Here is a 26,116-nt window from a genome sequence, read left to right as displayed (position 1 = left end):
TCAGACCACCGCGATCGCGTCGATCTCGACGAGCATCTCCTCGCGCGGGAGTCCCGTGAAGACCGTTGTGCGACTGGGCAGGACGTCACCCTTCGTGTGTTCGAGGACGAAGGCGCCGTACGCCTCGTTCATGACGGCGAAGTCCTCACGCTTCGTCAGGTACACCCGCAGCATCACGACGTCGTCGAAGGTCGCACCACTCGCCTCGACGATGGCCTTGACGTTGGTCAGCGTCCGCGTGGTCTGCGCCGCGACGTCGCCGGGGTACAGGTACTCGTTGGTCGCCGGGTCGACGGGTCCCTGCCCGGACACCTGGACGAACGGGCCCTTGCGCACGCCCTGCGAGAAGGTGTGGGCGGGTGCAGGCGCGTCGGTCGTGAGGACGGCGATCTTGTCGGTCATGCGGGTTCCTTCGTCGGGGTCGGACTCCAGCCGAGTTCGGCGGAGATGGTCTCGGCCACCGCGCGCACCTGCGGCAGGGTGCCGAGGACGCGGGCGTGGTCGAGCAGCATGTCGGGCACGGACATCGACACCGCGGCGACGATCGAGCCGGTTCCGTCGCGCACCGGCACGCCGATGCAGTTGACGAACGACTCGTGTTCCTCGTGGTCCTCGGCGTATCCCTGACGGGTCACGAGGGCCAGTTCCTCGAGGTAGCGCTCGGGCGTGTCGATGGTGCGGTCGGTGAAGCGGGTGTACTCGATGCGATGGGCGACGCGGAGCTGCTCGTCCGCAGGCAGCCCGGAGATCAGGATCTTGCCGACGGCGGTGCAGTGCAACGGTGCCGGGCGTCCGACACGCGAGTACATCCGCACGCTCTGGGTGGCGTCGAACTTGTCGATGTAGACGGCTTCCCCGGACTCGTAGGTGGCGAGGTGGATCGTCTGCCTGGTGTCGGCGTTCAACGCAGCCAGATGCGGCCGCGCCAACGTCCGGATGTCGCGCTGCTCCAACGACCGGTTGGACAGTTCGAAGAGCGTCGACCCCAGGCGATACCGGTGTTCGTGGTCGTGCTGGACGAACCGCTCCGCCTCCATCGCCCGCAGCAGTCGTAGGACCGTGGTCTTGTGCACGTCGAGGTGGGCAGCCAACTCGTCCAGCGATCGCGGACCGTCGGCCAGCACCCGGAGCAGGGTGAGCGCGCGGGACACACTCTGACTCATACGGCGATTCCCCTCTCGGCGTCGTAGTCGATGCTCGACCACTCCTCGTCCGAGGATGTCACCAGTGCGTCGAGACGGTGCAGCGGAAGCAGATGGGCCGCGTCGCCGTGCGCGGTGAGAGCGCCGGCCGCGCACAGGTGCCCCAGCCTGATCGCACGCTGCTGATCGTCGCCGCGGAGGACACCGGCCAGGTAGCCACCGGCGAACGCGTCTCCCGCACCGATCTTCTCGACCACCGACAACCGCAGGGCCGGGACGTCGACACGCTCGGCGCCGTCGAATCCTACGACCACGTGGGCGTCGTTCTTGATCACCAGGCGGCGCGGCTCGGGGAACAGGCCACGCAGCGCGTCGGGGTCTCCGGTGCCGAACACCGCGTGTGCTTCGTCGGCGCCCATCAGCACGATGTCACTGCGTCGGACCTGCTCTGCAAGAACCACATCGGCGCTCTCGGCGGTCCAGAGTCGGGGACGGTGGTTGAGGTCGAAACTCAGCAGACCGGGCGACGACGCCAGCGCGGCCGCAGCGTCGCGCGCGGTGTCCGACAGGGCGAGCGTGATGCCGCTGACGTGCACGAGGTCGGCCGCCGCGAGCATCTGCGTCGCACCGACGACATCGTCGACACACAGCGCACTGGCGGCGGAACCGCTGCGGAAGTAGGTCATTCGGCTCTCCCCGGCGGGTAGGTCGGACGCGTGACCGCTGCCCGAACCACGCTCCTTGACGTACATCCCGGTGGTGCGGGTCTGGTCGACGATCACCGCCGACGTGTCCACCCCACTCGCGCGCAGCGTTTCCGTCAGGTAGCGGCCGAAGCCGTCGTCACCGACGCGCGAGAGCCAGGACGCCTCGACGTCCAACTGGGCGAGGACCCGCGCGACGTTGGCCTCGGCTCCCCCGGCCGACCGCTCGAACGTGTCCGAGTGTTCGAGGGGGCCGGGCTGAGCGACCATGACCACGAGTCCCTCACCGACACACACCACCCGTGGAGTCGCCGCGCCGGGTGATCTCACATCAATTCCCTTCGATGTCTTGCGAGTTGTCCCTGTTCGTTGCAGACTAACGACACCGAACACAGTTTGCAATCAGCGTTGCAAAATACGCAACGCTACAGCGCCATATGCGGCGCAGGAGGATTCGATGATCGACAAGGCTGCCGTCGAGGCGCTGCACGACCGCACTCTCGGCCCCGAGTACAAGTCCGTCCCACCCGCCGCGTGGGGCCTCACCGTGCGCGACTATCTGGCGACGGCGCCCACTCTCGCCGAGTTCGCGACCCCGGTCGTCACGCTGGATCGCCGCCACCTCACGTCGAACATCGATGTGATGGCGCGGTGGGCCGATGCGGCCGGCATGCGTCTGGCACCGCACGGCAAGACCACGATGGCGCCGCAGCTCTGGGCCGAGCAGCTCGAGGCGGGCAGCTGGGGAATCACCCTCGCCACCGGGTGGCAGGTACAACTTGCTCGCGCGTTCGGCGTGCAGCGCATCCTTCTCGCCAATGCCCTGATCGACCCGGTGACGCTCCGTTGGATCTCGGCGGATCTCGACGCTCACGACGACGTCGAGTTCGTCTGCTGGGCAGACAGTGTCGACACCGTGGCACGCATGACGGAGATCCTGGGCGCCGTGACACGACCGATCCCGGTGATCGTCGAACTCGGTGGGCCGCACGGCCGCACCGGGGCACGCAGCGTGGACGAGGCGCGACGCGTCGCGGCCGCGATCTCCTCGTCGCCGTCGGTGACCCTCGCGGGCGTGGGCGGATACGAGGGCGCGCTGGCCCACGACCGCACACCCGCCGGTCTGGACGCCGTGCGCGCCTACCTCGACGAGGTCGCCGCCCTGCACGCCGGTCTCGCCGCCGACGGCCTGTACGAGGGACGGGCGATCGTCACCGCGGGCGGGAGCGCCTACCAGGACCTGGTGGTCGAGCGGCTCTCGTCGGTCGTCGACGAGCACACAGCCGTCGTGCTGCGCTCGGGCGCCTACGTGGTGCACGACGACGGCTTCTACGCCGACATCTCCCCGCTCATCGCCTCCCGCGTCGGCGAGGAGCACCTGTCCTCCGCGATGCACGGCTGGGCGCGGGTGGTGTCGCGTCCGGAACCCGAACTCGCACTGCTCGATGCGGGCAAGCGTGACTTCCCGTTCGACGAGGGGCTGCCGACACCGCAGCGCATCGGCGGCCGGGACGCGGAGGCGGGGCACCACATCTCGGCGCTCAACGATCAGCACGCCTTCCTCCGGACGCCGGGCACGGCCCGCGACGACGTTCCCGTCGGGACGGTCGCACGGCTCGGCCTGTCGCATCCCTGCACGGCGTTCGACAAGTGGCGTCTGCTTCCGGTCGTCGACGACGCCGACGCGGCGAACCCGCGCATCGTCGACCTGATCCACACCTTCTTCTGATCATGGCGGACATCCTCTTTCGCGGCGGTGACGTCGTCGACGGCACCGGGTCCGACCGAGTCCGCGCCGACGTTCTCGTCGACGACGGACGCATCACGCGGGTCGCGGCACCGGGCACCGTCGCCGACGCGCGGATCGTCGTCGACGTGCCTCGGGGCCACGTCGTCGCACCGGGTTTCATCGACATGCACGCCCACTCCGACCTCGGACTGCTGACCGCGCCCGGACACGTTCCGAAGATCACCCAGGGCGTCACCACCGAGGTGCTGGGTCAGGACGGGCTCTCCTACGCACCCGTCACCGACGAGACGCTCGCGGTCATCCGCCGTCAGATCTCCGGATGGAACGGCAATCCCACCGATCTCGACATCACGTGGCGCTCGGTCGCCGAGTATCTGGACCGGCTCGACCGGGGCATCACCCCCAACGCCGCGTACCTGGTGCCGCAGGGAACGTTGCGCTATCTGGCCGTCGGAGCGGATCAGCGTCCTGCCACCGCCGCCGAGGTCGACCAGATGCGAGAGCTGGTGGCACAAGGCATGTCCGAGGGCGCCGTCGGCATGTCGAGCGGACTGACCTACACGCCCGGGATGTACGCCGACACGGGCGAACTGCGCGCGCTGTGCGAGGTCGTCGCCGAGTTCGGGGGCTTCTACGCTCCGCACACTCGCTCCTACGGCAAGAACGCTCTCGGCGCGTACCGGGAGATGATCGACCTCTCCCGTGAGACCGGCTGCGCCCTGCACCTGACCCACGCCACCATGAACTTCGGCGAGAACAAGGGCCGCGCCGGCGAGTTCCTCGACATGGTCGACGCCGCGATCGCCGACGGGTGCGACATCACGCTGGACACCTACCCCTACCTCCCCGGCGCCACCACCCTGTCCGCACTGCTACCGAGCTGGGCGATGTCCGGCGGACCCGACGCGGCGCTGGGCCGTCTCGACGACCCCGACGTGCGGCGCCGCATCACCGACGACGTGAACCGCTACGGCTCGGACGGCTGCCACGGCGTCACGGTGGAATGGGAGACGATCCAGCTCAGCGGCGTCGCGAACGCGGATCTCGACCGCTACGTCGGGAAGACCGTCCTCGACATAGCGACCGAGGAGGGCCGCGCACCCGTCGACGTGTTCTTCGACGTGCTCCAGCGAGATGCGTTGAGCACCACCATCCTGCAACACGTCGGGCACGAGGAGAACGTGCGCGCCATCATGGTGCATCCCCACCACATGGGTGGCAGCGACGCCATTCTGGTGGGCGAGCGTCCCCATCCGCGGGCCTGGGGGACGTTCCCCCGCTACCTCGGCCACTACGTGCGGGACGAGGGCCTGATGTCCTTGGAGGACTGCGTCCATCACCTCACGGGTCGGCCCAGTGCACGACTCGGTCTCACCGATCGTGGTCTCGTCCGCGAGGGCCACGCTGCGGATCTCGTGGTCTTCGATCCGGCCACCGTCCGGGACACCGCCACTTTCGACCACCCCAAGCAGCAGGCCGTCGGCATCGCGCACGTTCTCGTCAACGGCTCCTTCGCCGTGCGCGACGGCGTCCCCACCGGGACACTCGCCGGCCGTTCCCTCCGCCGCACCTCTCACGGAAGAACCTCATGACGACCCGTTTCGATGACGCACTTGCGACGATTCTCGAGGACCGCGCGCTGGTGGTGGTCCGCGCCCCGTCCATCCCCGATCCCGCGGCGTTGGCGGATGCCCTCGTGGCCGGCGGACTACGCGCCGTCGAGCTGACCTTCACCACACCCAACGTGCTGGACTGCCTGCGCGCCGCGGCGTCGTCCGGCGCCGTGATGGGCGCGGGCACCGTGATGACGGGTGACCAGGCGCGCGCCGCGATCGACGCAGGTGCACGCTTCCTCGTCACTCCCGGTCTTCGTCCCGACGTCGCCGCGGTGGCGCACGAACGGGACGTGCCCGTCATGATGGGCGCGCTCACGCCCACCGAGATCATGGCGGCGCTCGATCTGGGCGCCGCCGCGGTGAAGGTGTTCCCCGCGAAGCTGTTCGGCCCCAGCTACTTCGGTGATCTCCGCGGACCGTTCCCCGACGTCCCCCTCGTTCCGTCCGGCGGCGTCAATGCCGACAATGCCGCCGACTACCTCGCCCGCGGCGCTGTCGCCGTCACCGCGGGCACCGACGTCGTTCCACCGGCCGCGGTGGCGGCCGGGCTCTGGGACGACATCACCGCACGCGCCACCTCGTTCGTCCACTCACTCTCCCGCTGACTCTCCACATACTTCGAAAGGCAACCTCATGGGTTCCGTCGTCGACTGGTTGAGGACGTCCACTCCCGGACTCCTCGTTCTGTGCGGTATCGCGATCGCGGTCCTGCTCGTCGTCATCATCAAGGTCAAGCTCGAACCGTTCATCGCCCTCCTCATCGTCGGTCTGGGACTCGCTGTCGCAGCCGGACTTCCGGTGTCGCAGATCGTGGGAACCGCCATCAAGAGCGGCGACTCGATTCTCGAGACGGGCTTCGGCGGCATCCTCGGCCACATCGCCGTCATCATCGGACTGGGCACCGTTCTCGGTGCTATCCTCGAGAGGTCCGGTGGTGCGCAGGCACTCACCGCCAAGCTTCTCGGCGTCTTCGGTGATCGCGGCGCACCCATCGCTATGGGTCTGCTCGGCCTCATCTTCGGCATCCCCGTCTTCTTCGACATCGGCATCTTCGTTCTCGCCCCGCTCGTCTACGTCGCGGCGCGACAGGGCGGGAAGTCACTGGTGCTGTACGCACTTCCCATGCTCGCGGGCCTGTCGATGACGCACGCGTTCCTCCCGCCGCACCCCGGCCCCGTCGCGCTGGGCGGCCTGCTCGAGGTCAACCTGGGCTGGCTCATCCTCATGGGCTTCATCTGCGGAATCCCCGGCTTCATCGCGGCCGGTCTCGTGTGGGGAAGCTACATCGGCAAGCGCATCATCGTCGAGGTTCCCGAGGACTTCGTCAACGATGCCGACGACGACGGACCGCACACGTCGGGCGGCACCGCCGTCGAGACGAAGCGACCCGTGGTCACCACTCCCCCATCCGTCGCGACCATCGGCGCCATCATCGCCGTGCCCCTGGTGCTCATCCTCGGCGCCACGTTCGGCACCATCCTGCTCGACGAGGGCAACCTGCTCCAGGTCCTCACGTTCTTCGGCACCCCCGCGGTCGCTCTGCTCATCGCGGTGCTCATCGCGTTCTACGTCCTGGGCATCCGGCGCGGTTCGACGGTGCAGGAATTGTCCACTCTCACCGGCGAATCGCTCCGCCCGGTCGGCATGCTGCTCCTCGTCGTCGGAGCGGGCGCGTTCTTCGGCAAGGTCATCTCGGCCACCGGCATCGGTACCGCACTCGCGGACACCATGTCCGCCGCGGGACTGCCGATCATCGTGCTCGCCTACATCATCAGCTGTGCGCTGCGTATTGCTCAGGGATCGGCGACCGTCGCCATCGTCACGACCGGTGGCATCGTCGGACCGCTCGTCGCGGCGCAGGACTACTCGCAGATGTCCGTCGCGCTCATCGCCATGGCCATCGCTGCCGGATCCATCATCCTGAGCCACGTCAACGACGGCGGGTTCTGGATCATCGCCAAGTTCTTCAACCTCACCGTCAAGCAGACGCTGCAGACGTGGACCGTGTTGGAGACCGTGCTGTCGGTCGTCAGCTTCGCCGTGGCAGGGGTGTTGTTCGCGATCGTAAGCTGACGATCATGCCCACTTTCGTGACGGACGACGACGTGACCCTGAGCTACCTCGACGAGGGCAGCGGTCCCGTCGTCGTCCTGGTCGCCGGGTTCGGCGCTCCGGCGACCACGTGGGTGTTCCAACAGGATGCGCTCGTGCGGGCCGGGTATCGCGTGCTCGCGCTCGACCGGCGCGGCCACGGCGACTCCGAGGCACCCGATCACGGCGCCACCATGGCGCGGCACGGCCGGGACCTCGACAACTTCCTCACCGCGGTGGGCGTCGAGACTGCCGTGCTGATGGGTGGCTCCATGGGCGCGAGCACCGTCTGGTCCTACATCCGTACGACCGGGACGTCGAGGGTCCGCGGTGTCGTCTCGGTCGATCAGACGCCGAAGATGATCAACGACGCCTCGTGGCCGCACGGCTTCTACGGTCTGACCGACGCCACCGTCGACGGGTTCTTCGCGAAGGGCATTCCCGCCACGGGACACGGACCCTCGACATTCGCCTCGCTCCTCCCCGTCGCGAAACTGATTCTGCGCCTGCGGTCGATGCCCAGAATGGTGTCGTCCGAGACACCGCCCATGAGAGCACTTCTCGACGACCACGCCCGCCAGGACTGGCGCGCGGACATCCGGGCCGCGGACGTACCGATCCTCATGATCGCGGGACGGAACAGTCAGTTCTGGCCCTCGGATCACGCAGTGGTAACCGCGCGCGACACCGCGCAGGGTCAGGTCGCGCTGATCGACAGCGGCCACGCCGCGAACATGGACCGTCCACGTGAGGTGAACGAGGCCGTGCTGACCTTCCTGCGCGGCATCGGGTACTGACTGTCGTCTGCCCGACGGACAGTGGAGATGCCCGTCGTCTGATTGCATGGACCGGTCACAGTCCGCAGATGGTGAGCTCTGCGAAGCATGCCCCCGACGTCGGGGTCCCCCGAAGTCGTGGCTACCGAGCTGCCCGGAACAAAACGTACGGTCCTCCCAGAACAGCAGCGCAGCGCTGCTGCGCCGAGCAGGGGGACCGATACAGATGCAGGCAATGATGACCGACGACGACATCGTGAGACCGGCCCTCAGCGTGCGGGAGGTGGAGGTCCTGCGGGCGTGGATCATCAGCGACTCGAAGGGCACCGTCGCACGGTCGCTCTTCATCTCCCCCGCCACGGTCAACACCCACATCGCGCGCATTCGCGAGAAGTACGAGGCGGTAGGCCGCTCCGCCGGGTCCAAGGCCTCGCTGGTCGCCCGAGCACTGCAGGACGGTCACGTGGGGTTGGACGAGCTGTAAACCGCTGGTGCTTTCGCTCCGCTCACGCCACCTATCGGCGGGATCCTGCGCGACAGGGCGCCGAGAGGAGCAGAAACTCCACCGCTCAGACCACGACGATCGTGACCCCGGCGTCGCGGAAGGGCTGCACCTGTTCCTCGGTCGCGCCGGCATCCGTGACCAGGGTGACGCCCTCGGGGAGGGGTGCCCAGGCGTGGAACGGGCGCTGCCCCAGCTTCGCCGCGTGCGCGAGCACGTAGACCGTGCCGGCGCGTTCGATCATCAACTCCTTGAGCCGCGTCTGCTCCAGCTCGGCCTCGCAGATGCCGCGGTCGGCGGTGACCGCGTCCGCACCGAGGAAGGCGCGGTCGAAGGACACCCGTGCCAACGACGCCTCGGCGAGCGGCCCGACGAAACCCTGCGACAGGTGACGCAACGTACCGCCCAGGCACTCGACGCGGACGTCGTCGGCATCCGCCAGCGCCTCGAGCGCAGTGAGACCCGCGGCGATGACCGTGAGGCCCGTCGAGTCACGGAGGTACTCCCCCATGGCACCGACGGTGGTGCCGGCGTCGAGAAGCACCGTCTCGCCCGGGCGCACCTCTCCCGCAGCCCACTTCGCGATCGAACGCTTGGCGTCGAAGCCCTCGACCGCACGCTGTCGCAGCGACGACTCGGGGTGTGGGTCGAGCGCGATCGCGCCACCGTAGGTGCGCGCGAGAAGCCCCTCGGCGGTCAGCTGCGACAGATCCCGACGAATGGTCGAGGCCGTCACGCCGAACTGCACGGACAGGTCTTCCACACTCGCCAGACCACTCGTCTTGGCCAGGCGGACGATCTCCGCGCGCCGCGCTTGTGACTCCCTGAGCGCCATACCCGAAACCTAGCCGACGTCGGCGGTGCTGGTCGCCAGTTCGGCGGCCTGTCGCAGGGCTTCCACCATGCTGCCGGCCTCGGCGATGCCCTTGCCCGCGATGTCGAACGCGGTGCCGTGATCCACGGAGGTACGGATGACGGGGAGTCCCACGGTGATGTTCACGCCGGCCTCGATGCCGAGAACCTTGACCGGTCCGTGGCCCTGGTCGTGGTACATAGCGACGATGAGGTCGTAGTCACCGCGACCCGCGAGGAAGAAGGCGGTGTCGGCGGGCAGCGGTCCGACGGCGTCGATTCCGTCGGCCTGCAGCTTCTCGACGGCCGGCACGATCTTCTGATCCTCCTCGCCGTACCCGAACAGGCCGTTCTCGCCGGCATGCGGGTTGATACCGCACAGGCCGATCTTCGGGTTGCTGTTGCCCGATCGCACCAGCGCCTCGTACCCACGGCGGACTGTCCGCTCGACGAGGCCCGGCTCGATCTTCGCGACGGCGTCGAGCAGTCCGATGTGGGTGGTCACGTGGATGACCTTGAGCTTGGGCGTCGAGAGCATCATCGACACCTCCTCGGTACCGGTGAGGTGCGCGAGCAGCTCGGTGTGACCGGGGAAGATGTGTCCGGCGGCGTGCAGCGCCTCCTTGTTGAGCGGCGCGGTGCAGATCGCCTGGACGTCACCGGCGACAGCCAGTTCGGCTGCGACACGGATGTATTCGTAGGCAGCATGTCCCGCCACTGCGGACAGCTCGCCCCAGGCCAGATCCGCGGGCAGCAACCCGAGGTCGATGACGTTGATGCGCCCGCTGGTGAACTCGGCATCAGCGATGCGCTCGATCGAGACGATGTCGCACTGCACACCCAGCACGTCGGCCGCGAGTCGCAGACGCGCGGCGTCACCGACGACGACGGGCTTGCACCACCCCGCCACCTTCGCGTCGAGCACGGCGGGGACGATGACCTCGGGGCCGATGCCCGCGCCGTCGCCCATCGTCAGGGCCACGACGGGCAGGTCGAGAGTCTGGAGATCGGTCGATGTCATGGCTGAGTCCTTCGGTCGGAGCGTGGTGTCCGGCGAGTCGCCGGTGAGGTAGGAGTGGATGGCGGACAGGCTGTCTCGATCACCGAAACTGCCCGGCCGCGTGACGACGCGTCGGCCCCGCGGGTCGACGGACACGACAGCGCCGTAGTGCACGTGCCCGAGCGGGCGCAGGGTGTCGATGCCGAGCGCGGTGATGACGGCGCGTGCCGTCTCACCGCCGGTGAGGGCGAGGTCGACCGACAGTCCGTCGGCGCCGGCTCGGACGTACTCGGCCAGGGCGACGGACAGGTCGCGGGTTCGAGCGACGTCCACGGAGCCGGTCACGGTGAGCGCGACCGAGCCGTCGCGCAGGGCGGAGGAGAGCGTGTGAGGATCGGCCCGTTCGGCGAGCAGGTCACCCGCGCCCACGGCCAGAAGTCGCACGCCGTCCTCGGCGAGACGACGAACCTGCTCGACGGCGACCGAAGAGGCGGTGCCCACGACGACGAGGACGGGATCGCCTGTGCGCGAGACGGTCCGAGGCTCGGCCGACCCGTCGAGACCGCGGGCGACGGCGGCAGCGAGGGCCGAGGTACCCACCAGGATCATGTCAGGTCGCTCCGCCACTGCCGCCACCACCGCGTCGAGATCGGCGTCGGACTCGATGTCGCACACGACGACCCCGGTCGCGGCGGAGAGCGCGTCGATGGTGACGAGCGGAGCATCGAGCATGTGCGGCAACGACTCCGGCGGCGCCTCGGGTTCGGCATGCCACAGGTCGGTGTAAGCGAGCGGCACACCGTCGACGTGGAGTACGCCGTCGCGGACGAGCCGGTTCAGCAGCGGGAGGCCGCCGGCGACTATCACCGGCCCGCGCTCGGACAGGGCGCGCACCGTGGCTGCGACGTTGCCGCGCAGCAACGAGTCGATTTTTGCGAGAACCCGGCCGCCCGACGGGACGGAGCGCAGCGCGGACGACACCAGCAGTTCCGTCTGCTCGGCGGCCATCGCTCGGGTGTCGAGATCCACGACGGAGACTGCCGCGGAACCGATCACGGCGTCGAGAGTCAAAGACACGTCGGGCGTGCGGTCGAGGAACACCCCGGCCACCTCGGCGGCGCCGGAGAGGTCGTCGGCCAGTACGACGAGTGAGGTCATCGCTGCACCGCCCTTCCCTCTTTTGCGCGAACCACGCACACAACTGTAGCGGAGTTGCGTGTTTCGCGCAGTAGATTCACAACGACGCTCCCGCACACTGCACGATCGCCTGGCCGGTGATGTTGCGACCGAGAGGGCCGAGCAGGAAGCCGATGAGCCCCGCGACCTCAGACGGGTCGATGAAGGCTCCGAGGGGCGGGAGCTTGGGCGGAGTGTGCGAGCGCGACGGGTCCCCCAGCATGGCGGTGTCCGTGGGTCCGGGCGCAACGACGTTGACGGTGATGCCGCGGGACACCAGTTCCATGGCCCACGACCGTGCCATGCCCGTCAGCGCGGACTTCGTGGCGACGTACTGGCTCTTGCCGGCATTACCGGTCATGGTGCGACTTCCGACGAGGACGACGCGGGCACCGGGCTCCAGAGCATCGACCACGCCGTTCACCAGGACCTCGGCCGCCGCGACATGGACCTGCCACATGTCGCGGAGGTCGTCGACGTTCAACGACCCGAGCGGAGCCGAACGCTGCAGTCCCGCAGCGTGAACGACGGCGTCGACCGCGGACAGACCCGACGCGATCTCCGCCACCGAGTCCAGATCACTCAGGTCGGACTCGACCCACGTCAGGTTCTCGTGCTCGATCTCCGGTTTCCGACGACTCAGCCCGGTGACACGCCACCCGTCGTCGAGAAGCGAGGTTGCCGTGGCCGCACCGATTCCCGAGCTGACGCCCGTGACGACGGCGTGCTTCACGACAGCCACTCCGGCTGCACCTCGCAGTACTCGATGGCCTGACGGAAGCGCGTGAAGGCCACGTGCAGCGTCGGACCGTCGGCCACGATGGACGGGTACGAGAACTCGCGGTTCAATCCGTCGCGGGAGTTGTTCGACAGGCAGTACCCGTCGCCCTCCTCCAGGTTTCGGCGCACCGGCCAGGTGACACCGCGATCGGATGAGATCGCCAGGGCCATCGGCGCTCGGGGTGCGCCCCAGAAGGCGTGCCGCGGGTCGCCGTCGTCCAGGGGCGAGTCCTCCTCGACCGTTTCCTGCTTGTCCGCGATGCCGTGATCGTCGATCTCGTCGTACAGCGACAGTCGGCGCGCCGTGGCGTCCTCACGACTGGACTCGTTGTACACCAGGGCGAGTCGATCGTCGGCCAGCACGACGAACTGCACCGACGAATTGTTGTTGGGCAGCTCGGTGGGGACGGGAGCGCTCCACGTGTCACCGTCGTCGTCCGAGACAGAACGGTAGACGTGGTCCGCCCAGCGGCTGCGGTAGAGGGCGACGAGCTGATCGTCGGACACCCGGCCGATGTTCATGTGGACGCACCCGATGCTGTCGGGAACGACTACCTCGCGCCAGGTGACGCCGTCGTCGTCCGACACCATGACGCCGGAGTAGTCGCGGTCGCCCACCCACTTGCGGCCTTCGATGCGGACGCAGTGGAAGACAGGCAACAGGATCCGGCCGGAGGGCAGCGTGACCATGGGCTGGCGTACGAACACGCCACCCGCCTCGGTCTCCGGGATGAGGACGTCGGTGTCACCCCAGGTGCGCCCGCCGTCGGGCGAGATCCGCCGAAGCACCCGTGCGGTGTCCTGGTTGCCGGCGTGTTGCGAGGTCCACAGCAGCCAGATCTCGCCGGACTCACGCACGTTCAGCACGGGATTCTGCTCCGACCGCGTCCCGTCGTCCGACAGACGAATCGGCTGCGACCACTCGTCGCCGTCCCGTCGGGAGAACCACACGCTGATGTCCGGAACACCTTCCTGTGTGCCGGCGAACCAGACGCATGCAAGCGAACCGTCGGGCAGCACAGCCAGATTGGCCGCGTGGTTCTGCACCTCGGGCGGGGTCAACAGCGCATCACGGCGCCCGGGCTCGGCGGTGGGGCGCACGATGCCGTCGGCATCCAGTGTGGTGGTCACGGGGATCTCCTCGATCAACTGACGAGTGTCGCGGCGGACAGGTTGTAGGAGTTGGTGGGACGCAGGGTCACGTCCTGGATGCGTTCGCGACGCGCCATCACCGACTTGGGAACGAAGGACCACAGGCAGGGCACGGTGTCCCAGATCTGGCGCTGCGCGTCGGCGAGAAGCTGAGTGCGTCGGGTCTCGTCGACCTCCTCGGACGCACGCGCGATGGCCGCGGCGATCTCGGGGAACATGTACCCGTGGTACGTGTCTCGGGTCCGTTCCTTCTCCGGGGTGCCGGCGTACATGCCCTGCATGATGGTGATCGCCAGTCCGGTCGGACTCGGGAATCCGTTACCCAGGATGTCCCAGTCGCCCGCCTTGCCCTGACGCCACTGCATGATGTCGCCGCCCGGCTCGAACTGCTGCAATGTGGTGCGGACGCCGATCGCCGAGAACATCTGGACGACCGACTCCATGATGTCGGTGTCGGCAGCGAACTCGCCCGACTCCCAGATGATCTTGAGTTCCAGATCGGAGATGCCGAGAGCGTCGAGCTCGCCACGCGCCCGCGCCGGGTCGTACGTGTACTCGCCGGTCTCGATGGCGCCGTCGAGGATCGCGGGGATGACGCCCTTGGACGCTGTCGCCGATCCCTGCATCACCTGGTCGATCAGCGCCGGCCCGTTGATGGCGTACGTCAGCGCGCGTCGCACCCGAGCATCGGCGAGCGGATGGTCGGCGGGCTTGCGGAAGTTGTAGAAGAGCTGATTGAGCCGCACGCCGTCGACACGATCGACCACGACGTTCGACAGGCCCTCGAGCTGGTCCGCCGCGTCGGGCGTGATGGAGTCGATGACGTCCACCTCGCCGCTACGCAGCGTGACGACGCGCGAGGACTCCTCGGGGACGAAGCGCACGCGCACCGTCTCGATGTTCGGCGCCGGGCCCCAGTAGGAGGTGTTGCGTTCGAGCGTGTAGTTGCCGGTACCGCGATCGGCCGACGTGACGACGTACGGGCCGGAGCCGAGACCGGTCTGCAGTTCCTCGGGCTTGTTGTCGGCCGCCGGCGTGATGAGGATGTTGGACATCAAGTAGTCGAGCACCGGAACGGGCTTGGTGGTCAGCAACGAGAAGCTGGTGTCGTCCATCTGCTCGACCGTCGGCCATTCGGGGAAGAAGCCGCCGACGAACGAACCGTCGACCTCGCTGTACATCCGGATGGCCGTCGCGACGTCCTGCACCTGCACGGGCGAGCCGTCTGAGTACACGGCGCCCTGACGCAGGTGCACGAACCAGCGGGTGGGCTCGACCAGATCGAAGCGGTCGGCGAGGACGAGCTGCGGCTTCAGGTTCGCGTCGATCTCGGTGAGGGCCTGACGCACGCCGCGCTGCACGGTGAGGGCGGCGTCGAACTGGTTGAGCTTGTTGTCCAGGCTCACCAGCGATCGGTTGAGCGCCAGGCTCACCGTGGTCGGGCCCGGTGTGCCGGTAGGCGTGGCGCACGCACTGGCACCCGCGCCCAACACCACGCCACCACCGAGCAGCATCCCGCCGCGCAGGAGATTGCGACGGGAGAACTGCTGGTTGAACGGCGATCTGGTCATCGTCGACCTCTCTTCGAACTTCGAGCGTCATGAGGGGCTGCGGGTCAGGAGCGGAGCTGCACTGTGACCGCAAGCACACCTGGACTGTACGCAGGTCTGCACACAACACGCAACTATGAATTGCTACTTGCGTGATTCGCGCACAGGTGCCATTGTGAGCTGAGTTACATCGAAGCCCGCGCTCGTGACCCGCCAGCGCAGAGGCATCTCCCGAAAGGTCGTTCGATGCACACCACGAACACATGCGCGGTCCGACGGACGGTGACCCGGTGACCGCCGGCATGATCACGCCCGCCGACGCGCCGGCCGCCGAACCCACGAAGACGAAGTCGAAGTCCGCGGGCACGGCGCGCTACATCGTCAAGCGGCTCGGTCAGAGCGCGCTCGCGATCTTCCTGACGCTCACCACGGTGTTCGTGCTGATCCGTCTCGCACCCGGCGACCCCGCCTACGCGATGGCGGGCCCGCTGGCTTCCAGCGAGGACATCGAGCGGATCCGTCAGAGCATGGGGCTGGACCAGTCGATCATCACGCAGTACCTGAAGTACCTGCAGGGATTGCTGCAGCTCGACCTGGGAACGTCGTACTCGTTCCAGGCGCCCGCCTTCGACGTGGTGCTCGATCGCCTCCCCTACACACTGACGCTCACCGTCGCCTCGATCGGACTGACGACACTGCTCGCCATCCCCCTCGGCGTCTGGATGGCACGCCGCGCGGACACCCGCCGCGAACTGGGCGCCAACGTCGTCACGATCGCCGGACAGTCGATGCCCGACTTCTGGACGGGCCTGATGCTCATCACCATCTTCGCCGTGGTGATCCCGATCTTCCCGGCCGCCGGCTTCGCCACGTGGTCGTCGCTCGTCCTGCCCATGGTCACCGTCGCCATCCTGCAGATCGCCCTGATCTCCCGCATGGTGCGTCGGGAGATGGTCGGCGCCTTCGGGTCCCAGTACGCGACGGTGGCGCGCGCACGCGGTGTGTCGGAGCGGAAACTCATCTGGCGCTACGCCCTGCGCAACTCGTCCATCCCCGTTCTCACTGCCCTCGGCACACGCTTCGCGTCGATGCTCAACGGTGTCGTGGTGGTCGAGGTCGTATTCGCCTGGCCCGGTGTCGGATCACTCGTCGTCCGCGCGCTCGAGACCCGCGACTACCCCCTCATCCAGGCCACCGTGCTCGTCACCGCGGTGCTCGCCGTCCTCGTCCAGCTCCTCGTCGACCTCTGCTACCCGCTTCTGGACCCCCGTGTCCGCCTGGGGAAGGGAACGTCCTAGATGACCACAACACTCGAGCCCCCGCAGGCGGAGCGCCCGTCGGCGGTCACCGCGAAGGACATCGCCAAGGCAGGCTCCACTCGGCGCGCCCGCGACAGCCGACTGAAGATCTGGGTGGGCAGCGTCTGCGCACTCGTCGTGATCCTCCCCGTCGCGTTCGCTCGCATACTGCCGCTGCAGGATCCGGACGCCACCGATCTCGGTGCTCGCCGTCTCGCACCGCTCACCGACGGCCACCTGTTCGGAACCGACCAGCTCGGACGCGACCTTCTCGCCCGCGTTCTCTACGGCGGTCAGGTGTCACTGCTCGTCGGCATCCTCGCCGTGCTGGTCTCCGGCCTCATCGGCCTGACCCTCGGCTCCATGGCCGGCTACTTCGGCGGCTGGGTCGACACCGTCATCAGCCGGTTGCTCGAAGCGCAGCTGTCCCTGCCGCTGCTCATGATGCTGCTCCTCGTCGTCGCCCTCTTCGGGCCGTCCATCCCGGTCATCACGTTCGTCATCGCGATCGCCCAGTGGCCCGAGATCGCCCGTCTGACACGCTCTCTGGTGCTCGTGGAGCGAGAGAAGCCCTACGTCGCCGCGTCGCGGGTACTCGGACTCGGCAAGGTCGCCATCCTCACGCGCCACATCATCCCGAACGTCATCAAGCAGACCTCGCTGGTGGTGCTGCTCCTGCTCGCCCAGGCGGTGCTCCTCGAGTCCGCGCTGAGCTACCTCGGCGCCGGACCGCAGCGACCGTTCGCCACGTGGGGCCGCATCATCTCCGACGGCCAGGACTACATCACGACGTCGTGGTGGCTGGTCACCCTGCCGGGCCTCGTCATCGTGCTCCTCGTCATCGGCGTCAACCTCCTCGGCGACGGTCTGCGCGACCGTCCCGCCGGCTCGGGCCTCAAGGCTCTGCTGGGGCGCTTCGCCATCTCGGGAAAGAAGGCCTGACATGACCGAGTCACTGCTCACCGTCGACGAACTGCAGATCGAGCTGGTCACCGACAACGGCATCGTCCGCGCCGTCGACGGGGTCTCCTTCGACATCGCGCCGGGTGAGACCGTCTGCATCATCGGCGAATCCGGCTCCGGCAAGTCGACCACCGCGATGGGGATACTCGGGCTGCTACCGGACGATCTGGCCGTTCTCTCCGGCCGCGCACGCTGGAAGGGCACCGACATCCTCGGTGACGACAAGGCGCTGCGGAAGATCCGGGGCGCGGACATCGCCCTCATTCCCCAGGACCCGATGACGGCCCTCTCCCCCGTCCACACGGTGGGATCGCAGCTGCGAGAGGCCATCCACCACAGCGGTGTTCGCGGCAAGTCCGCGCAGACCACCCGCGCCGTCGAGTTGCTCGATCAAGTCCACATCGTCAACCCGGCGGACCAGCTGAACAGGTACCCACACCAGTTGTCGGGCGGCATGTTGCAGCGTGTCCTCATCGCATGCGCCCTGGCCGCCGATCCCGACCTCATCGTCGCCGACGAGCCCACCAGCGCACTCGACGTCACCGTTCAGGCCAGCATCCTCGACCTCATGCTCGAACTGCAGGAGCGCACCGGCATCGGCATGCTGCTCATCACCCACGACCTGGGTGTTGCCCGGCTGATGTCCGACCGGATCCACGTCATGAAGTCGGGCCGGTTCGTCGAGAGCGGCGACGCCCAGTCGATGGTCCGCAATCCCCAGAACGCCTACACCAAGAAGCTTCTCGACGCGGTCCCCCAGCTGGGCACCTGGTCGGGCGCACCCGCCGATCAAGGAGTCCCGGCATGAGCCTGTTGACCGTCGACGACCTGGTCGTCGAGTATCCCGTCGCCACCGGCACCTTCCGCGCCGTCGACGGTGTCAGCTTCAGCGTCGACAAGGGCCGGACCCTTGCCATCGTCGGCGAGTCCGGCTGCGGCAAATCCACCATAGCCAAGGCCATCGTCCGGCTCCTGACACCGACGTCGGGACGCATCCTCGTCGACGGTGTGGATATCGCCGGGATGAAGGAGCGAGCCCTTAAGCCCTTCCGCTCGCGCGTGCAGATGGTCTTCCAGGACCCGTACGGCTCGCTGGATCCCCACCTCACGGCCGTCGACATCGTCGGTGAGCCGCTGCGCCTCAAGGGTGTTCGCTCCAAGGCGGACCGGGCTCGACGTGCCGCCGAGCTGATCGACCAGGTCCAGCTGCCGGCGTCGTCGCTGCACCGCCGTCCCGGCGAGTTCTCGGGTGGTCAGCGTCAACGCATCGGCATCGCGCGGGCACTGGCGTCCGAACCCGAGATCCTCGTGTGCGACGAGGCCACCAGTGCGCTCGACGTGTCGGTGCAGGCGCAGGTGCTCGACCTGCTGCGCACCATCCAGCACGACACCGGCATCACGTACGTCTTCATCTCGCACAACCTCGGCGTGGTGCGGGAGATCAGCGACAACGTCGTCGTGATGCGCAAGGGCGGCGTGGTCGAGAGCGGCCCCACCACAGACGTTCTGACCAACCCGCAGCACCCGTACACGGCAGCACTGCGCGCCGCGGCACTCGACCCCTCCACGATGGAGGGCGTCAAGCCGCGCTACGTTCTGTCGGGTCGACCGGCACCTACCTCTGGAGTACCCGCATGATGTTCGGCTCCCTGTCTTTCGGCCCGATGGTGCTGGGCACCATGACCTTCGGTGACACGGTCGATCTCGAGGGGTCGCGCGCTCTGCTCGACACGGCACTCGAGGCCGGCATCACCCATATCGACACCGCCAACGGGTACGCGGGCGGCGAGTCCGAACGCATCCTGGCGCAGTTGCTCGCCGGTCGGCGCGACGAGGTCACCCTCGCCACCAAGGGCGGCATGTTCCTCGGCGACGCCGACGGCCACTCGCCCCTGTCACCCGAGGGGCTTCGGCTCGGACTCGAGGCCAGCCTCCGCAGGCTCGGCACCGACCACGTCGACCTCTTCTACCTGCACCAGCCCGACCGCGCGTCGTCGCTCGAGGACACCCTCGGGACCGTCGCCAAATTGGTGGCCGAAGGCAAGGTGGGAGCGCTCGGCGTCTCGAATTTCGCCGCCTGGCAGATTGCCGAGGTGAACCGCGTGTGCGACGAGGTGGGTGCGCCGCGACCCGTCGTCGCGCAGCAGCTCTACAACCTGCTGGCCCGCCGCGTCGAGGAGGAGTACGCCGAGTTCGCCGCCGTCAGCGGTATCACCACGATGGTCTACAACCCGTTGGGCGGCGGCCTCCTCACCGGCAAGCACTCGTTCGACGAAGCTCCCGGCGAGGGACGGTTCGGCGATTCGCGGCTGGCCGAGATGTACCGCGAGCGGTACTGGAACACCCAGATCTTCGACGCGATCACGCGCTTGTCCGCGGTGGCGTCGGACGCCGGCATGCCGCTCACCGAGCTCGCCCTGCGCTGGTTGCGATCGAAGCCCCTCACCGGACCGATTCTGTTGGGCGGCTCCAAGACCAGCCACCTGCAGGCCAACATCGACGCACTGGGCCGCGGTCCGTTGTCCGACGACGTCGTCGCCGCGTGCGACGAGGTCGGTGCGGCACTGCGCGGTCCGATGCCTGCCTACAACCGATAGGAAACCTTTCATGTCTGCCGCCGATTTCGCCCGTCGCATCCGTTCCCGTGAACGGGCACTGGGCTACTGGTCCGTCATCGACTCCCCCGTCTCCACCGAGTGGCTCGCCCACGTCGGGTGGGACTACATCTGCCTCGATCTGCAGCACGGCCTCATCGGTTACGACGGGATGCTGCGCGGCCTCACCGCCATCGACGCGGCTCAGGGCCCGGCCGGACTCGTGCGGGTCGAGTCCAACGACCAGACCTACATCGGCAAAGCACTCGACGCCGGTGCGCGCGGCGTCATCGTGCCGCTGATCGACACCGCCGAAGACGCCGCCCGCGCCGTCTCCTACGTGCGCTATCCCCCTGCCGGCGTGCGCTCGTACGGTCCGATGCGCTCACAGCTACGCGTCGGCCCGCTGCCCGCCGAGGCGAACGACAGCGTCGTCGTGCTCGCGATGATCGAGACCCCCGACGGTCTCGAGAACGTCGAGGCCATCTGCGCCGTGCCGGGACTCGACGGCGTGTACGTCGGGCCGTCGGACCTGCGCATCGCCGTCGGTGGCGCCTCCCCCTCGGACAGCTCCGTGGACGACGTGTTCGACGCTGCTGTGGTGCGAGTGCAGGAAGCAGCCGCCGCGGCAGGGATCGCGGCCGGCATCCACACCCCCTCCGGCGAGGTCGCGGCGCAGCGCCTGGCGCAGGGCTACACCTTCGCGACCGTGGCCTCGGACCTCACCCACCTCAAAGCTGTGTCCGAGGGGCACCTGAAGGCTGCGCGGGGGTAGGGGTTCCGGTCGAGCGATTCGCGCCGAGAGGAGCGCGAGTGGGCCTGGTGTTCCACTCGTGAGCCGTGCGGGCGGGATCCCGCGCGCAGGACACGCACGTGGAACACCACGACCAGAGCTGCACCGCCTGTCGTACCGCCGCGTTACCTTCCTCCTCCGCATCGACTTCCGGGGGGAAACTATGTGCAGAGGGTGCGTCTCAGTGCCGGACATCAAGAGGAAGATCGCGCGCCACGGGTGGGCGGTGACCGCCGTGGCCGGGTCGGATCACGAGGTACCCGACGTCGCGTACACGACGGGCCTCACCAGCAGGTCGTTGCCCGAACTGATCGTCTACGGACTGCCGTTCCATCTGTCGGGGAGCCTGCTCCACGACATGGCGTCGCAGATGGTCGCCGGTCTCGCACTGTCGTCCGGGATCACGATCCGCAGTGCGACCGGCGACGAACCGGACATCGTGGTCATTCAGGCCGTCAATACCGCGGACATGGTGGTCACCGGTGCGCTGTACTCGGACTTCACTGCGCTGCAACTGGTGTGGCCGGACGTCGACGGCCACTTCCCGTGGGAGCCCGAGTACTCCATCTGTGCCCACCACCAGCCACTGATGGGCGTGGGGTGGGTATGACGGTTCGGGCCTGACCCGGGCGTGGTGTTCCACTGTCCGCCCTGTCGAGCGGGTTCCCGCGTCCGACATCGGAGGAAAGGGACACCACGCCCAGCGCGGAAGAACAACGAAATGGTCACAAACCATTCGGCCGAGTAACGAGTCGCCCGGAGATGCAGACACACTGAGGACACCAGACCACCCGAGAGGATCCTCATGCGCTCGCTCACGAAGCTCGCCGGAGCTGCGTTCGTCGGCATCACCGCCGCGACGATGTCCGTCGTCGGTGCCGGCACCGCGTCCGCGGTCGACTACCCCGCACCGGTGCCCGTCGATCCGGCGGCCTTCCTGCAGGGCGATGTCGCGTACTTCTCCACCGGCGCCGCCAACTGTTCCATCACCCCGGCGGGGGTCGTGGGTTGCGATCTTCCGGGCGGCGAGTACCTCACCCAGATCCCCTTCGCCCCCGTGGTCTACGACGTGGCGATCGACGTGCCGTGGTTCCCGGCTCACCCGACCTTCGGGATCGGCGGCCCGCGTGGGCGTGCCGGGAGCACTCCCCTCGGTGGCTCGCTCAGCTACGGCGGGGCCACCTGCTACATCGGCTTCAAGGGATCGCTGAACTGTTCCTCGATGGGTCACTCGTTCACGGTGTGGACGCCGTACATGACGTTGAGCTGACCTGAACGCAGCGAGTCACTTCGGATCGGAGCCGCCGTACTGCTGTGATCGCGCAGTGGACGGAGGAGCAGCCATGGAACCGAGTGCCGAGATCGACGGCCTGATCGCCCGACACCCCGACTGGCGCGGTGACGCCCAGGCGGAAGCACGACGGGTGATTCTGTCAATGGACGACGGCATCGTCGAGGGCTGGAAGTACATGGGCTCCCCCGCCCGGGATCTCGACGGGCCGCTCATCGTCGGCGACACCTTCAAAGCGAAAGTGAAGCTCGGCTTCCAGTACGGGGCGGCGCTGGACGACCCGAAGGGCATCGTCAACGGTGAGCTCGGCGGGAAGCAGCGGCGCTCGTACGAACTCTTCGAAGGTGACGTCGTCGACACGGAGGCATTAGCCGGACTGGTCCGTGCGGCGATCGAGCGGAATCGGAACACGAAGGCTGTGTCGCGCAAGAGATAGCCCCGCAGCCCTACACTCAGCCTCCGTACTTGGACGTCACCCGGTTCTCTAACCACTGCAACGCCATGGTGGGCGGCAGCGCCATCACCAGGATCAGCACCACGGTTCCCATGATGTTCTCCATGCGGATCAGGCTGACGTTGCGCAACAGTTCGTACCCGATGCCGCTCGATGCCGAGAACATCTCAGCGAGAAGTAGACCCAGGAACGCCAGACCGAACGTCATGCGCATACCGGTCGCGAGCGAGGGCAGCACCGACGGAACGACGATCTGCCGCACCAGCCGTGGCCAACTCACCTGCAGGGACGCGGCCATCTTCAGGTGGATCCGCTGCACGGACGCCGCGCTCTCCACGGCGACCAGGAACATGGGAATGAAGGCCGCGTAGAACGCGAAGCCCGCGCGGCTCAGCTCCCCGATACCCAGGAACGACAGGAAGATCGGGTAGAGCACGATCTTCGGGATGCTGTTGATCGCATAGAAGATCGGGACCACCGTGCGGGCCCAGAACGGGGTGAGCCCGAGCGCGAGGCCGAGGAGCGACCCGACGATCGTGCTGCCCAGGAAGGCGAGCACCAGGATGCGGAGCGAATCGAGCACGTTGGCACGGAAGTCCGGATTCCCGAGATCGGCGACCAAGGATCGCATCGCCTCGAGCGGCGTCGGGAAAATCAGACTGTCGGCGACGACAGCCGACACCCACCAGATCACCACGGCGAGCACTGCCACCACGAGCGGCGGCACCGCACGACGTGCGGTGTGCACACCTCGACGCCGGGGCGCTACGGCCGGCGCGGCGATGGTCGGGGGCAGAGTGGCCACGGAGCGACTCATCAGCGACGCCTCCAATCGAATCGGTTGAGGGCGGCGGAGATGCCGAACGTCGCGATCAGGGCGATGGCCGCGACCACGAGGATGCCTGCGTACATGTCGGCGATGTCGAAGCTGTCGTACGCGATGGAGATGAAATGCCCGAGACCCTGTGTGGACAGGATGAACTCGCTGGCGAGCACCGAGATGATCGCGTAGGAGAGCCCCAGCTTGAGGCCTGTCACGATGTTGGGCAACGCGTACGGTAAGAGAATCGACCGAAAGTACTGCCAGCGGCTGAGCATCAGCGTGGTGCCCAGTTTGGTGACGATGGGCGACACGGCGTTGAAGCCAGTGCGCGCGTTGAGGGCCACCACACCGAACGCGAAGATGGTCGACAGGATGGCGATGGGTGCGACGCCGGCACCGAACAGCACCACCATGATCGGGTAGAGCGCGAAGGTGGGCACCGCGTAGTACACGTTCAGGTACGGCTGGAACGCTCTGTCCCACAGCTCGAATCGCCACAGGACGTAGGCCGCGGCCACCCCGGACACGGAACTGAGCACGAACGCGACCACGATGATGCCGAGCGTCCGCCCGAGAGCGTCGACGAGGAAGTCCGTGTCGGTCAACAGTCGGAGGGCGGTGAAGAACATGTCGGACACCGGAACGATGTCGAGGGGGGACGCGAAGAATCGTGCCGCGATGTCGACGGCCACCAATGCAGCGACCAGGATGACCACGGTCCACCCCCACGCCGGTAACCCCAGTGACGTGGCGGGTGCCGGCCGCAGATAACCGGGAACGACGGAGCTGCGTTCGGTGGTGCTCACGGCTCGATGCTCATCGTCTTCTTGGCCTCGTCCCGCAGCGTCGACCAGATGCGCTCGTGCAACGCGACGGCATCGGGACTGGCCAGCACGTCCTCGGACCGGGGCCGCGGCAGATCGATCGGTACCTCGTCGATGAATCGGCCCGGGCGGGCGCTCATCACGAGCACGCGGTCTGAGAGCAGCACGGCCTCCTGGATGCTGTGCGTGATGAACAGGACTCCGCAGGTGAGCTTCTCGACGATCTTCAACAACTCGTAGGACATCACGAGCCGGGTCTGCTCGTCGAGAGCGCCGAAGGGCTCGTCGGCGAGAACGAGATCGGGCTCCATCGACAGGCACCGTGCGATGGCGACGCGCTGTCGCATACCGCCCGACAGCTGCGTCGGGTAGTGGTCGCCGAATCGCGCGAGCCCGACGGTCGCGAGCAACTCGTCCGCGCGCTCGCGGCGCTCCTTCTTGCCGACTCCCCGCACTTCGAGTGCGAAGGCGACGTTGTCGCGAATGGTGCGCCACGGCAACGTCGCGGACTCCTGGAAGATCACTGCCGTCTTGGTGCGCGGTCCACTCATCGGCTGGTCGTCGATGGTCACCGTACCGCTGTCATGATCCTGCAGGCCTGCGAAGATCTCGAGAAGTGTCGACTTCCCGCATCCACTCGGACCGACGATCGACACGAACTCACCGCGCCCGATGGTCAGGTCGATCTCGTGCAGGGCGGTCACGTCACCGAAGTGTCGGGAGACCGAGGAGGCGATGGCTATGGCCGACGACGTCTCGGGTCGGGGTCTGGTCGCAGCGTGGGTCACGTCGATACCTTCTTCTCGAGGAGCAGGTCAGGCGGGGCAGTTGCCGGGAACGTCGGCGTCGACGTCGGGGGCGAGGAACTCGGGATCGAACAGGGTGCAGAAATCGGGCACACGGTCGCTGCCCGACGCGTCCACACCCGACTGGGCGGCCTCGACGGATGCCGCGTCGAATCCGCCGCCCCAGGTGTCCACGGACGAGGCACGTTCGACGACGGCGGTGGCCGACTCGACGTCGAATCCTGTGTAGTCCGCATAGATTCGGGCGGCTGCGACGGGGTCTGCCTTGATCGAGGCGACCGCGTCGGTGTACCCGTGGTTGATGGCGCGGACGACGCCGGGGTTGCTCGCGGCATAGTCCTTGGTCGTGGTGATGGTCGACTGCAGGAATCTCTTCATGTAGTCGGGGCTGCTGACGATGAGCTTGAAGTCCTCCGGCCGCTGTTCGGCGACGATGGACGGAATCAGGGCGATGTCGACGGAACCCGCTTCGAGCAGGGCCAACCCCTCCCCGATTCCACCCGACGACACGCGCTCGATCCGCGCAGGATCTGCGCCGGCGAGGGAGGGCAATAATCGGGTGAGCGCGTCCGACGCGGAGTTCGGTCGCGTGTACGCCCACCGGCGGACGTCATCGATCGAGTCGACCGCCGAGTTCGACGCCAGCGCATAGAAATTCATCGGATACGGACCCTGGGTACCGCCACCCACGATACGCAGCTCGGACCCACCGGCGTCGGCCTGCACGATGGAGGGGTAGCTGACCTCACCGATGGGGATGTTGCCGTCGAGGAGGGTGCGCATGGTCGCGCTGCCGCCCTTGCCCGGAACGATGTTCTCGACGATGACGCCGTACTTCTCGAACAGTCCCTGCTTCTGTGCAACGAGCCACGGGATGCTGTAGATCTCGGCGGCAGCCGACACCGTCACGTCGATGGTGACGGGGTTCGCGGGGTCTGCGTCGCGGCCCGGTCCCGAACTGCAGGCGGTCAGTCCGACGGTCAGTCCGAGTACCGCCAGGAGCGGCGCGACTCTGCGTCTGTACATCTGTTCCTCGCTGGCTGGTCGATGTGGTGACGGACCACGAGAGGCGTCTCCGACGCCTGATCCGTTCGGCTGCAGTGCGGTTGGTGATCCACGCAACACCGACTTTACGGGATACATACGATGATTGACAGCGTTCGTGGTGATTTATCACCG

The 26,116-nt window shown here is 67.6% G+C and carries 27 protein-coding genes; 15 read left to right on the top strand and 12 right to left on the bottom strand.

What is annotated here, in order from left to right; genetic code table 11:
* The 3 genes from BR07_RS0107505 to BR07_RS23755 are packed head-to-tail and all read right to left on the bottom strand — an operon-like array spanning position 1 to position 2,176.
* Complete coding sequence (locus BR07_RS0107505) at positions 1–402, bottom strand: RidA family protein (RefSeq protein ID WP_027504901.1); 402 nt, start codon at positions 400–402, stop codon at positions 1–3.
* Positions 399–1,163, bottom strand: coding sequence for an IclR family transcriptional regulator (locus BR07_RS0107500; RefSeq protein WP_027504900.1), 765 nt, complete (start codon positions 1,161–1,163; stop codon positions 399–401). Before BR07_RS0107500 ends, BR07_RS0107505 begins: the two co-directional genes overlap by 4 nt.
* On the bottom strand, positions 1,160–2,176 hold the full coding sequence (locus tag BR07_RS23755) for a sugar kinase (protein ID WP_231476243.1): 1,017 nt from the start codon (positions 2,174–2,176) through the stop codon (positions 1,160–1,162). The genes BR07_RS0107500 and BR07_RS23755 overlap by 4 nt, the downstream gene beginning before the upstream one ends.
* Positions 2,177–2,303: 127 nt before the next feature.
* Between BR07_RS23755 and BR07_RS0107490 the strand changes: the two genes are divergently transcribed.
* From BR07_RS0107490 to BR07_RS27575, 6 genes are all read left to right on the top strand, one after another.
* Positions 2,304–3,575: an alanine racemase gene (locus BR07_RS0107490; RefSeq protein ID WP_027504899.1), complete on the top strand. Its 1,272-nt coding sequence runs from the start codon at positions 2,304–2,306 to the stop codon at positions 3,573–3,575.
* Between the two features lie 2 nt (positions 3,576–3,577).
* The gene (locus tag BR07_RS0107485) at positions 3,578–5,188 is read left to right on the top strand and encodes an N-acyl-D-amino-acid deacylase family protein (RefSeq protein ID WP_027504898.1); all 1,611 of its coding nucleotides are present in this window, start codon (positions 3,578–3,580) and stop codon (positions 5,186–5,188) included.
* A complete protein-coding gene (locus BR07_RS0107480; protein WP_037184881.1) occupies positions 5,185–5,817 on the top strand; it encodes a bifunctional 4-hydroxy-2-oxoglutarate aldolase/2-dehydro-3-deoxy-phosphogluconate aldolase in 633 nt (210 codons plus the stop codon). The genes BR07_RS0107485 and BR07_RS0107480 overlap by 4 nt, the downstream gene beginning before the upstream one ends.
* 28 nt (positions 5,818–5,845) lie before the next feature.
* Complete coding sequence (locus tag BR07_RS0107475) at positions 5,846–7,285, top strand: GntP family permease (protein ID WP_027504896.1); 1,440 nt, start codon at positions 5,846–5,848, stop codon at positions 7,283–7,285.
* A 5-nt stretch (positions 7,286–7,290) separates the two neighbouring features.
* On the top strand, positions 7,291–8,100 hold the full coding sequence (locus BR07_RS0107470; RefSeq protein ID WP_027504895.1) for an alpha/beta fold hydrolase: 810 nt from the start codon (positions 7,291–7,293) through the stop codon (positions 8,098–8,100).
* Between the two features lie 214 nt (positions 8,101–8,314).
* Positions 8,315–8,563 carry a LuxR C-terminal-related transcriptional regulator gene (locus tag BR07_RS27575; protein ID WP_027504894.1) on the top strand — a complete coding sequence of 83 codons (249 nt, stop codon included), beginning with the start codon at positions 8,315–8,317 and terminating at the stop codon, positions 8,561–8,563.
* An 85-nt stretch (positions 8,564–8,648) separates the two neighbouring features.
* On the opposite strand, the gene BR07_RS0107460 is transcribed toward BR07_RS27575, so the two are convergent.
* The 5 genes from BR07_RS0107460 to BR07_RS0107440 form a co-directional block, all read right to left on the bottom strand.
* Entirely contained in the window at positions 8,649–9,416 is a 768-nt protein-coding gene (locus tag BR07_RS0107460) for a DeoR/GlpR family DNA-binding transcription regulator (RefSeq protein WP_027504893.1), read from the bottom strand.
* 9 nt (positions 9,417–9,425) lie between these two features.
* The gene (gene pdxA / locus BR07_RS0107455; RefSeq protein WP_027504892.1) at positions 9,426–11,591 is read right to left on the bottom strand and encodes a 4-hydroxythreonine-4-phosphate dehydrogenase PdxA; all 2,166 of its coding nucleotides are present in this window, start codon (positions 11,589–11,591) and stop codon (positions 9,426–9,428) included.
* A 76-nt stretch (positions 11,592–11,667) separates the two neighbouring features.
* Positions 11,668–12,351 carry an SDR family NAD(P)-dependent oxidoreductase gene (locus BR07_RS0107450; RefSeq protein WP_027504891.1) on the bottom strand — a complete coding sequence of 228 codons (684 nt, stop codon included), beginning with the start codon at positions 12,349–12,351 and terminating at the stop codon, positions 11,668–11,670.
* Positions 12,339–13,520, bottom strand: a complete 1,182-nt coding sequence (locus BR07_RS0107445; protein ID WP_027504890.1) for a sialidase family protein — start codon at positions 13,518–13,520, stop codon at positions 12,339–12,341. The genes BR07_RS0107450 and BR07_RS0107445 overlap by 13 nt, the downstream gene beginning before the upstream one ends.
* Before the next feature lie 14 nt (positions 13,521–13,534).
* Positions 13,535–15,112: an ABC transporter substrate-binding protein gene (locus tag BR07_RS0107440; protein WP_027504889.1), complete on the bottom strand. Its 1,578-nt coding sequence runs from the start codon at positions 15,110–15,112 to the stop codon at positions 13,535–13,537.
* A gap of 242 nt (positions 15,113–15,354) precedes the next feature.
* On the opposite strand from BR07_RS0107440, the gene BR07_RS0107435 reads away from it, so the two are divergent.
* The 9 genes from BR07_RS0107435 (at position 15,355) to BR07_RS0107395 (ending at position 22,466) form a co-directional block, all read left to right on the top strand.
* Positions 15,355–16,389 carry an ABC transporter permease gene (locus BR07_RS0107435; protein WP_231476242.1) on the top strand — a complete coding sequence of 345 codons (1,035 nt, stop codon included), beginning with the start codon at positions 15,355–15,357 and terminating at the stop codon, positions 16,387–16,389.
* A complete protein-coding gene (locus BR07_RS0107430) occupies positions 16,390–17,331 on the top strand; it encodes an ABC transporter permease (protein ID WP_027504887.1) in 942 nt (313 codons plus the stop codon). It abuts the gene before it with no gap.
* Position 17,332: 1 nt separating this feature from the next.
* Positions 17,333–18,160, top strand: a complete 828-nt coding sequence (locus BR07_RS23750; RefSeq protein WP_051613142.1) for an ABC transporter ATP-binding protein — start codon at positions 17,333–17,335, stop codon at positions 18,158–18,160.
* Positions 18,157–18,990: an ATP-binding cassette domain-containing protein gene (locus BR07_RS23745; protein ID WP_051613141.1), complete on the top strand. Its 834-nt coding sequence runs from the start codon at positions 18,157–18,159 to the stop codon at positions 18,988–18,990. Before BR07_RS23750 ends, BR07_RS23745 begins: the two co-directional genes overlap by 4 nt.
* Positions 18,987–19,949: an aldo/keto reductase gene (locus BR07_RS0107415; RefSeq protein ID WP_231476240.1), complete on the top strand. Its 963-nt coding sequence runs from the start codon at positions 18,987–18,989 to the stop codon at positions 19,947–19,949. The genes BR07_RS23745 and BR07_RS0107415 overlap by 4 nt, the downstream gene beginning before the upstream one ends.
* 10 nt (positions 19,950–19,959) lie before the next feature.
* Positions 19,960–20,721: an HpcH/HpaI aldolase family protein gene (locus BR07_RS0107410; protein ID WP_027504885.1), complete on the top strand. Its 762-nt coding sequence runs from the start codon at positions 19,960–19,962 to the stop codon at positions 20,719–20,721.
* A 202-nt stretch (positions 20,722–20,923) separates the two neighbouring features.
* The gene (locus BR07_RS23740) at positions 20,924–21,349 is read left to right on the top strand and encodes a DUF4262 domain-containing protein (protein ID WP_056695792.1); all 426 of its coding nucleotides are present in this window, start codon (positions 20,924–20,926) and stop codon (positions 21,347–21,349) included.
* Between the two features lie 195 nt (positions 21,350–21,544).
* Positions 21,545–22,009 carry a hypothetical protein gene (locus BR07_RS0107400; protein WP_027504884.1) on the top strand — a complete coding sequence of 155 codons (465 nt, stop codon included), beginning with the start codon at positions 21,545–21,547 and terminating at the stop codon, positions 22,007–22,009.
* A 73-nt stretch (positions 22,010–22,082) separates the two neighbouring features.
* Positions 22,083–22,466 carry a DUF1801 domain-containing protein gene (locus BR07_RS0107395; RefSeq protein WP_027504883.1) on the top strand — a complete coding sequence of 128 codons (384 nt, stop codon included), beginning with the start codon at positions 22,083–22,085 and terminating at the stop codon, positions 22,464–22,466.
* A 16-nt stretch (positions 22,467–22,482) separates the two neighbouring features.
* Here the strand turns inward: BR07_RS0107395 and BR07_RS0107390 are convergent, their stop codons facing one another.
* The 4 genes from BR07_RS0107390 to BR07_RS0107375 are packed head-to-tail and all read right to left on the bottom strand — an operon-like array spanning position 22,483 to position 25,963.
* On the bottom strand, positions 22,483–23,289 hold the full coding sequence (locus tag BR07_RS0107390; RefSeq protein ID WP_231476238.1) for an ABC transporter permease: 807 nt from the start codon (positions 23,287–23,289) through the stop codon (positions 22,483–22,485).
* Between the two features lie 11 nt (positions 23,290–23,300).
* Entirely contained in the window at positions 23,301–24,113 is an 813-nt protein-coding gene (locus tag BR07_RS0107385; protein ID WP_027504881.1) for an ABC transporter permease, read from the bottom strand.
* Complete coding sequence (locus BR07_RS0107380) at positions 24,110–24,919, bottom strand: ABC transporter ATP-binding protein (protein ID WP_037184864.1); 810 nt, start codon at positions 24,917–24,919, stop codon at positions 24,110–24,112. Before BR07_RS0107380 ends, BR07_RS0107385 begins: the two co-directional genes overlap by 4 nt.
* 27 nt (positions 24,920–24,946) lie before the next feature.
* Positions 24,947–25,963 carry an ABC transporter substrate-binding protein gene (locus BR07_RS0107375; protein ID WP_027504879.1) on the bottom strand — a complete coding sequence of 339 codons (1,017 nt, stop codon included), beginning with the start codon at positions 25,961–25,963 and terminating at the stop codon, positions 24,947–24,949.
* Between the last annotated feature and the right edge of the window lie 153 nt (positions 25,964–26,116).

The sequence above is a fragment of the Rhodococcus sp. UNC23MFCrub1.1 genome (genome assembly GCF_000686025.1).
Lineage (GTDB): Bacteria > Actinomycetota > Actinomycetes > Mycobacteriales > Mycobacteriaceae > Rhodococcoides.
This window is presented reverse-complemented; position numbering and strand designations above follow the sequence as displayed.

What these genes read in the sequence shown, in the direction of transcription:
- BR07_RS23745 (WP_051613141.1), top strand. Translation starts at nt 18,157, where the DNA reads ATGAGCCTGTTGACCGTCGACGACCTGGTCGTCGAGTATCCCGTCGCC.
- BR07_RS0107400 (WP_027504884.1), top strand. Translation starts at nt 21,545, where the DNA reads ATGCGCTCGCTCACGAAGCTCGCCGGAGCTGCGTTCGTCGGCATCACC.
- BR07_RS0107475 (WP_027504896.1), top strand. Translation starts at nt 5,846, where the DNA reads ATGGGTTCCGTCGTCGACTGGTTGAGGACGTCCACTCCCGGACTCCTC.
- BR07_RS0107410 (WP_027504885.1), top strand. Translation starts at nt 19,960, where the DNA reads ATGTCTGCCGCCGATTTCGCCCGTCGCATCCGTTCCCGTGAACGGGCA.
- pdxA (WP_027504892.1), bottom strand. Translation starts at nt 11,591, where the DNA reads ATGACCTCACTCGTCGTACTGGCCGACGACCTCTCCGGCGCCGCCGAG.
- BR07_RS0107430 (WP_027504887.1), top strand. Translation starts at nt 16,390, where the DNA reads ATGACCACAACACTCGAGCCCCCGCAGGCGGAGCGCCCGTCGGCGGTC.
- BR07_RS0107375 (WP_027504879.1), bottom strand. Translation starts at nt 25,963, where the DNA reads ATGTACAGACGCAGAGTCGCGCCGCTCCTGGCGGTACTCGGACTGACC.
- BR07_RS0107480 (WP_037184881.1), top strand. Translation starts at nt 5,185, where the DNA reads ATGACGACCCGTTTCGATGACGCACTTGCGACGATTCTCGAGGACCGC.
- BR07_RS0107460 (WP_027504893.1), bottom strand. Translation starts at nt 9,416, where the DNA reads ATGGCGCTCAGGGAGTCACAAGCGCGGCGCGCGGAGATCGTCCGCCTG.
- BR07_RS0107505 (WP_027504901.1), bottom strand. Translation starts at nt 402, where the DNA reads ATGACCGACAAGATCGCCGTCCTCACGACCGACGCGCCTGCACCCGCC.
- BR07_RS0107470 (WP_027504895.1), top strand. Translation starts at nt 7,291, where the DNA reads ATGCCCACTTTCGTGACGGACGACGACGTGACCCTGAGCTACCTCGAC.
- BR07_RS0107500 (WP_027504900.1), bottom strand. Translation starts at nt 1,163, where the DNA reads ATGAGTCAGAGTGTGTCCCGCGCGCTCACCCTGCTCCGGGTGCTGGCC.
- BR07_RS0107490 (WP_027504899.1), top strand. Translation starts at nt 2,304, where the DNA reads ATGATCGACAAGGCTGCCGTCGAGGCGCTGCACGACCGCACTCTCGGC.
- BR07_RS27575 (WP_027504894.1), top strand. Translation starts at nt 8,315, where the DNA reads ATGATGACCGACGACGACATCGTGAGACCGGCCCTCAGCGTGCGGGAG.
- BR07_RS0107395 (WP_027504883.1), top strand. Translation starts at nt 22,083, where the DNA reads ATGGAACCGAGTGCCGAGATCGACGGCCTGATCGCCCGACACCCCGAC.
- BR07_RS0107440 (WP_027504889.1), bottom strand. Translation starts at nt 15,112, where the DNA reads ATGACCAGATCGCCGTTCAACCAGCAGTTCTCCCGTCGCAATCTCCTG.
- BR07_RS23750 (WP_051613142.1), top strand. Translation starts at nt 17,333, where the DNA reads ATGACCGAGTCACTGCTCACCGTCGACGAACTGCAGATCGAGCTGGTC.
- BR07_RS0107415 (WP_231476240.1), top strand. Translation starts at nt 18,987, where the DNA reads ATGATGTTCGGCTCCCTGTCTTTCGGCCCGATGGTGCTGGGCACCATG.
- BR07_RS0107435 (WP_231476242.1), top strand. Translation starts at nt 15,355, where the DNA reads ATGCGCGGTCCGACGGACGGTGACCCGGTGACCGCCGGCATGATCACG.
- BR07_RS0107485 (WP_027504898.1), top strand. Translation starts at nt 3,578, where the DNA reads ATGGCGGACATCCTCTTTCGCGGCGGTGACGTCGTCGACGGCACCGGG.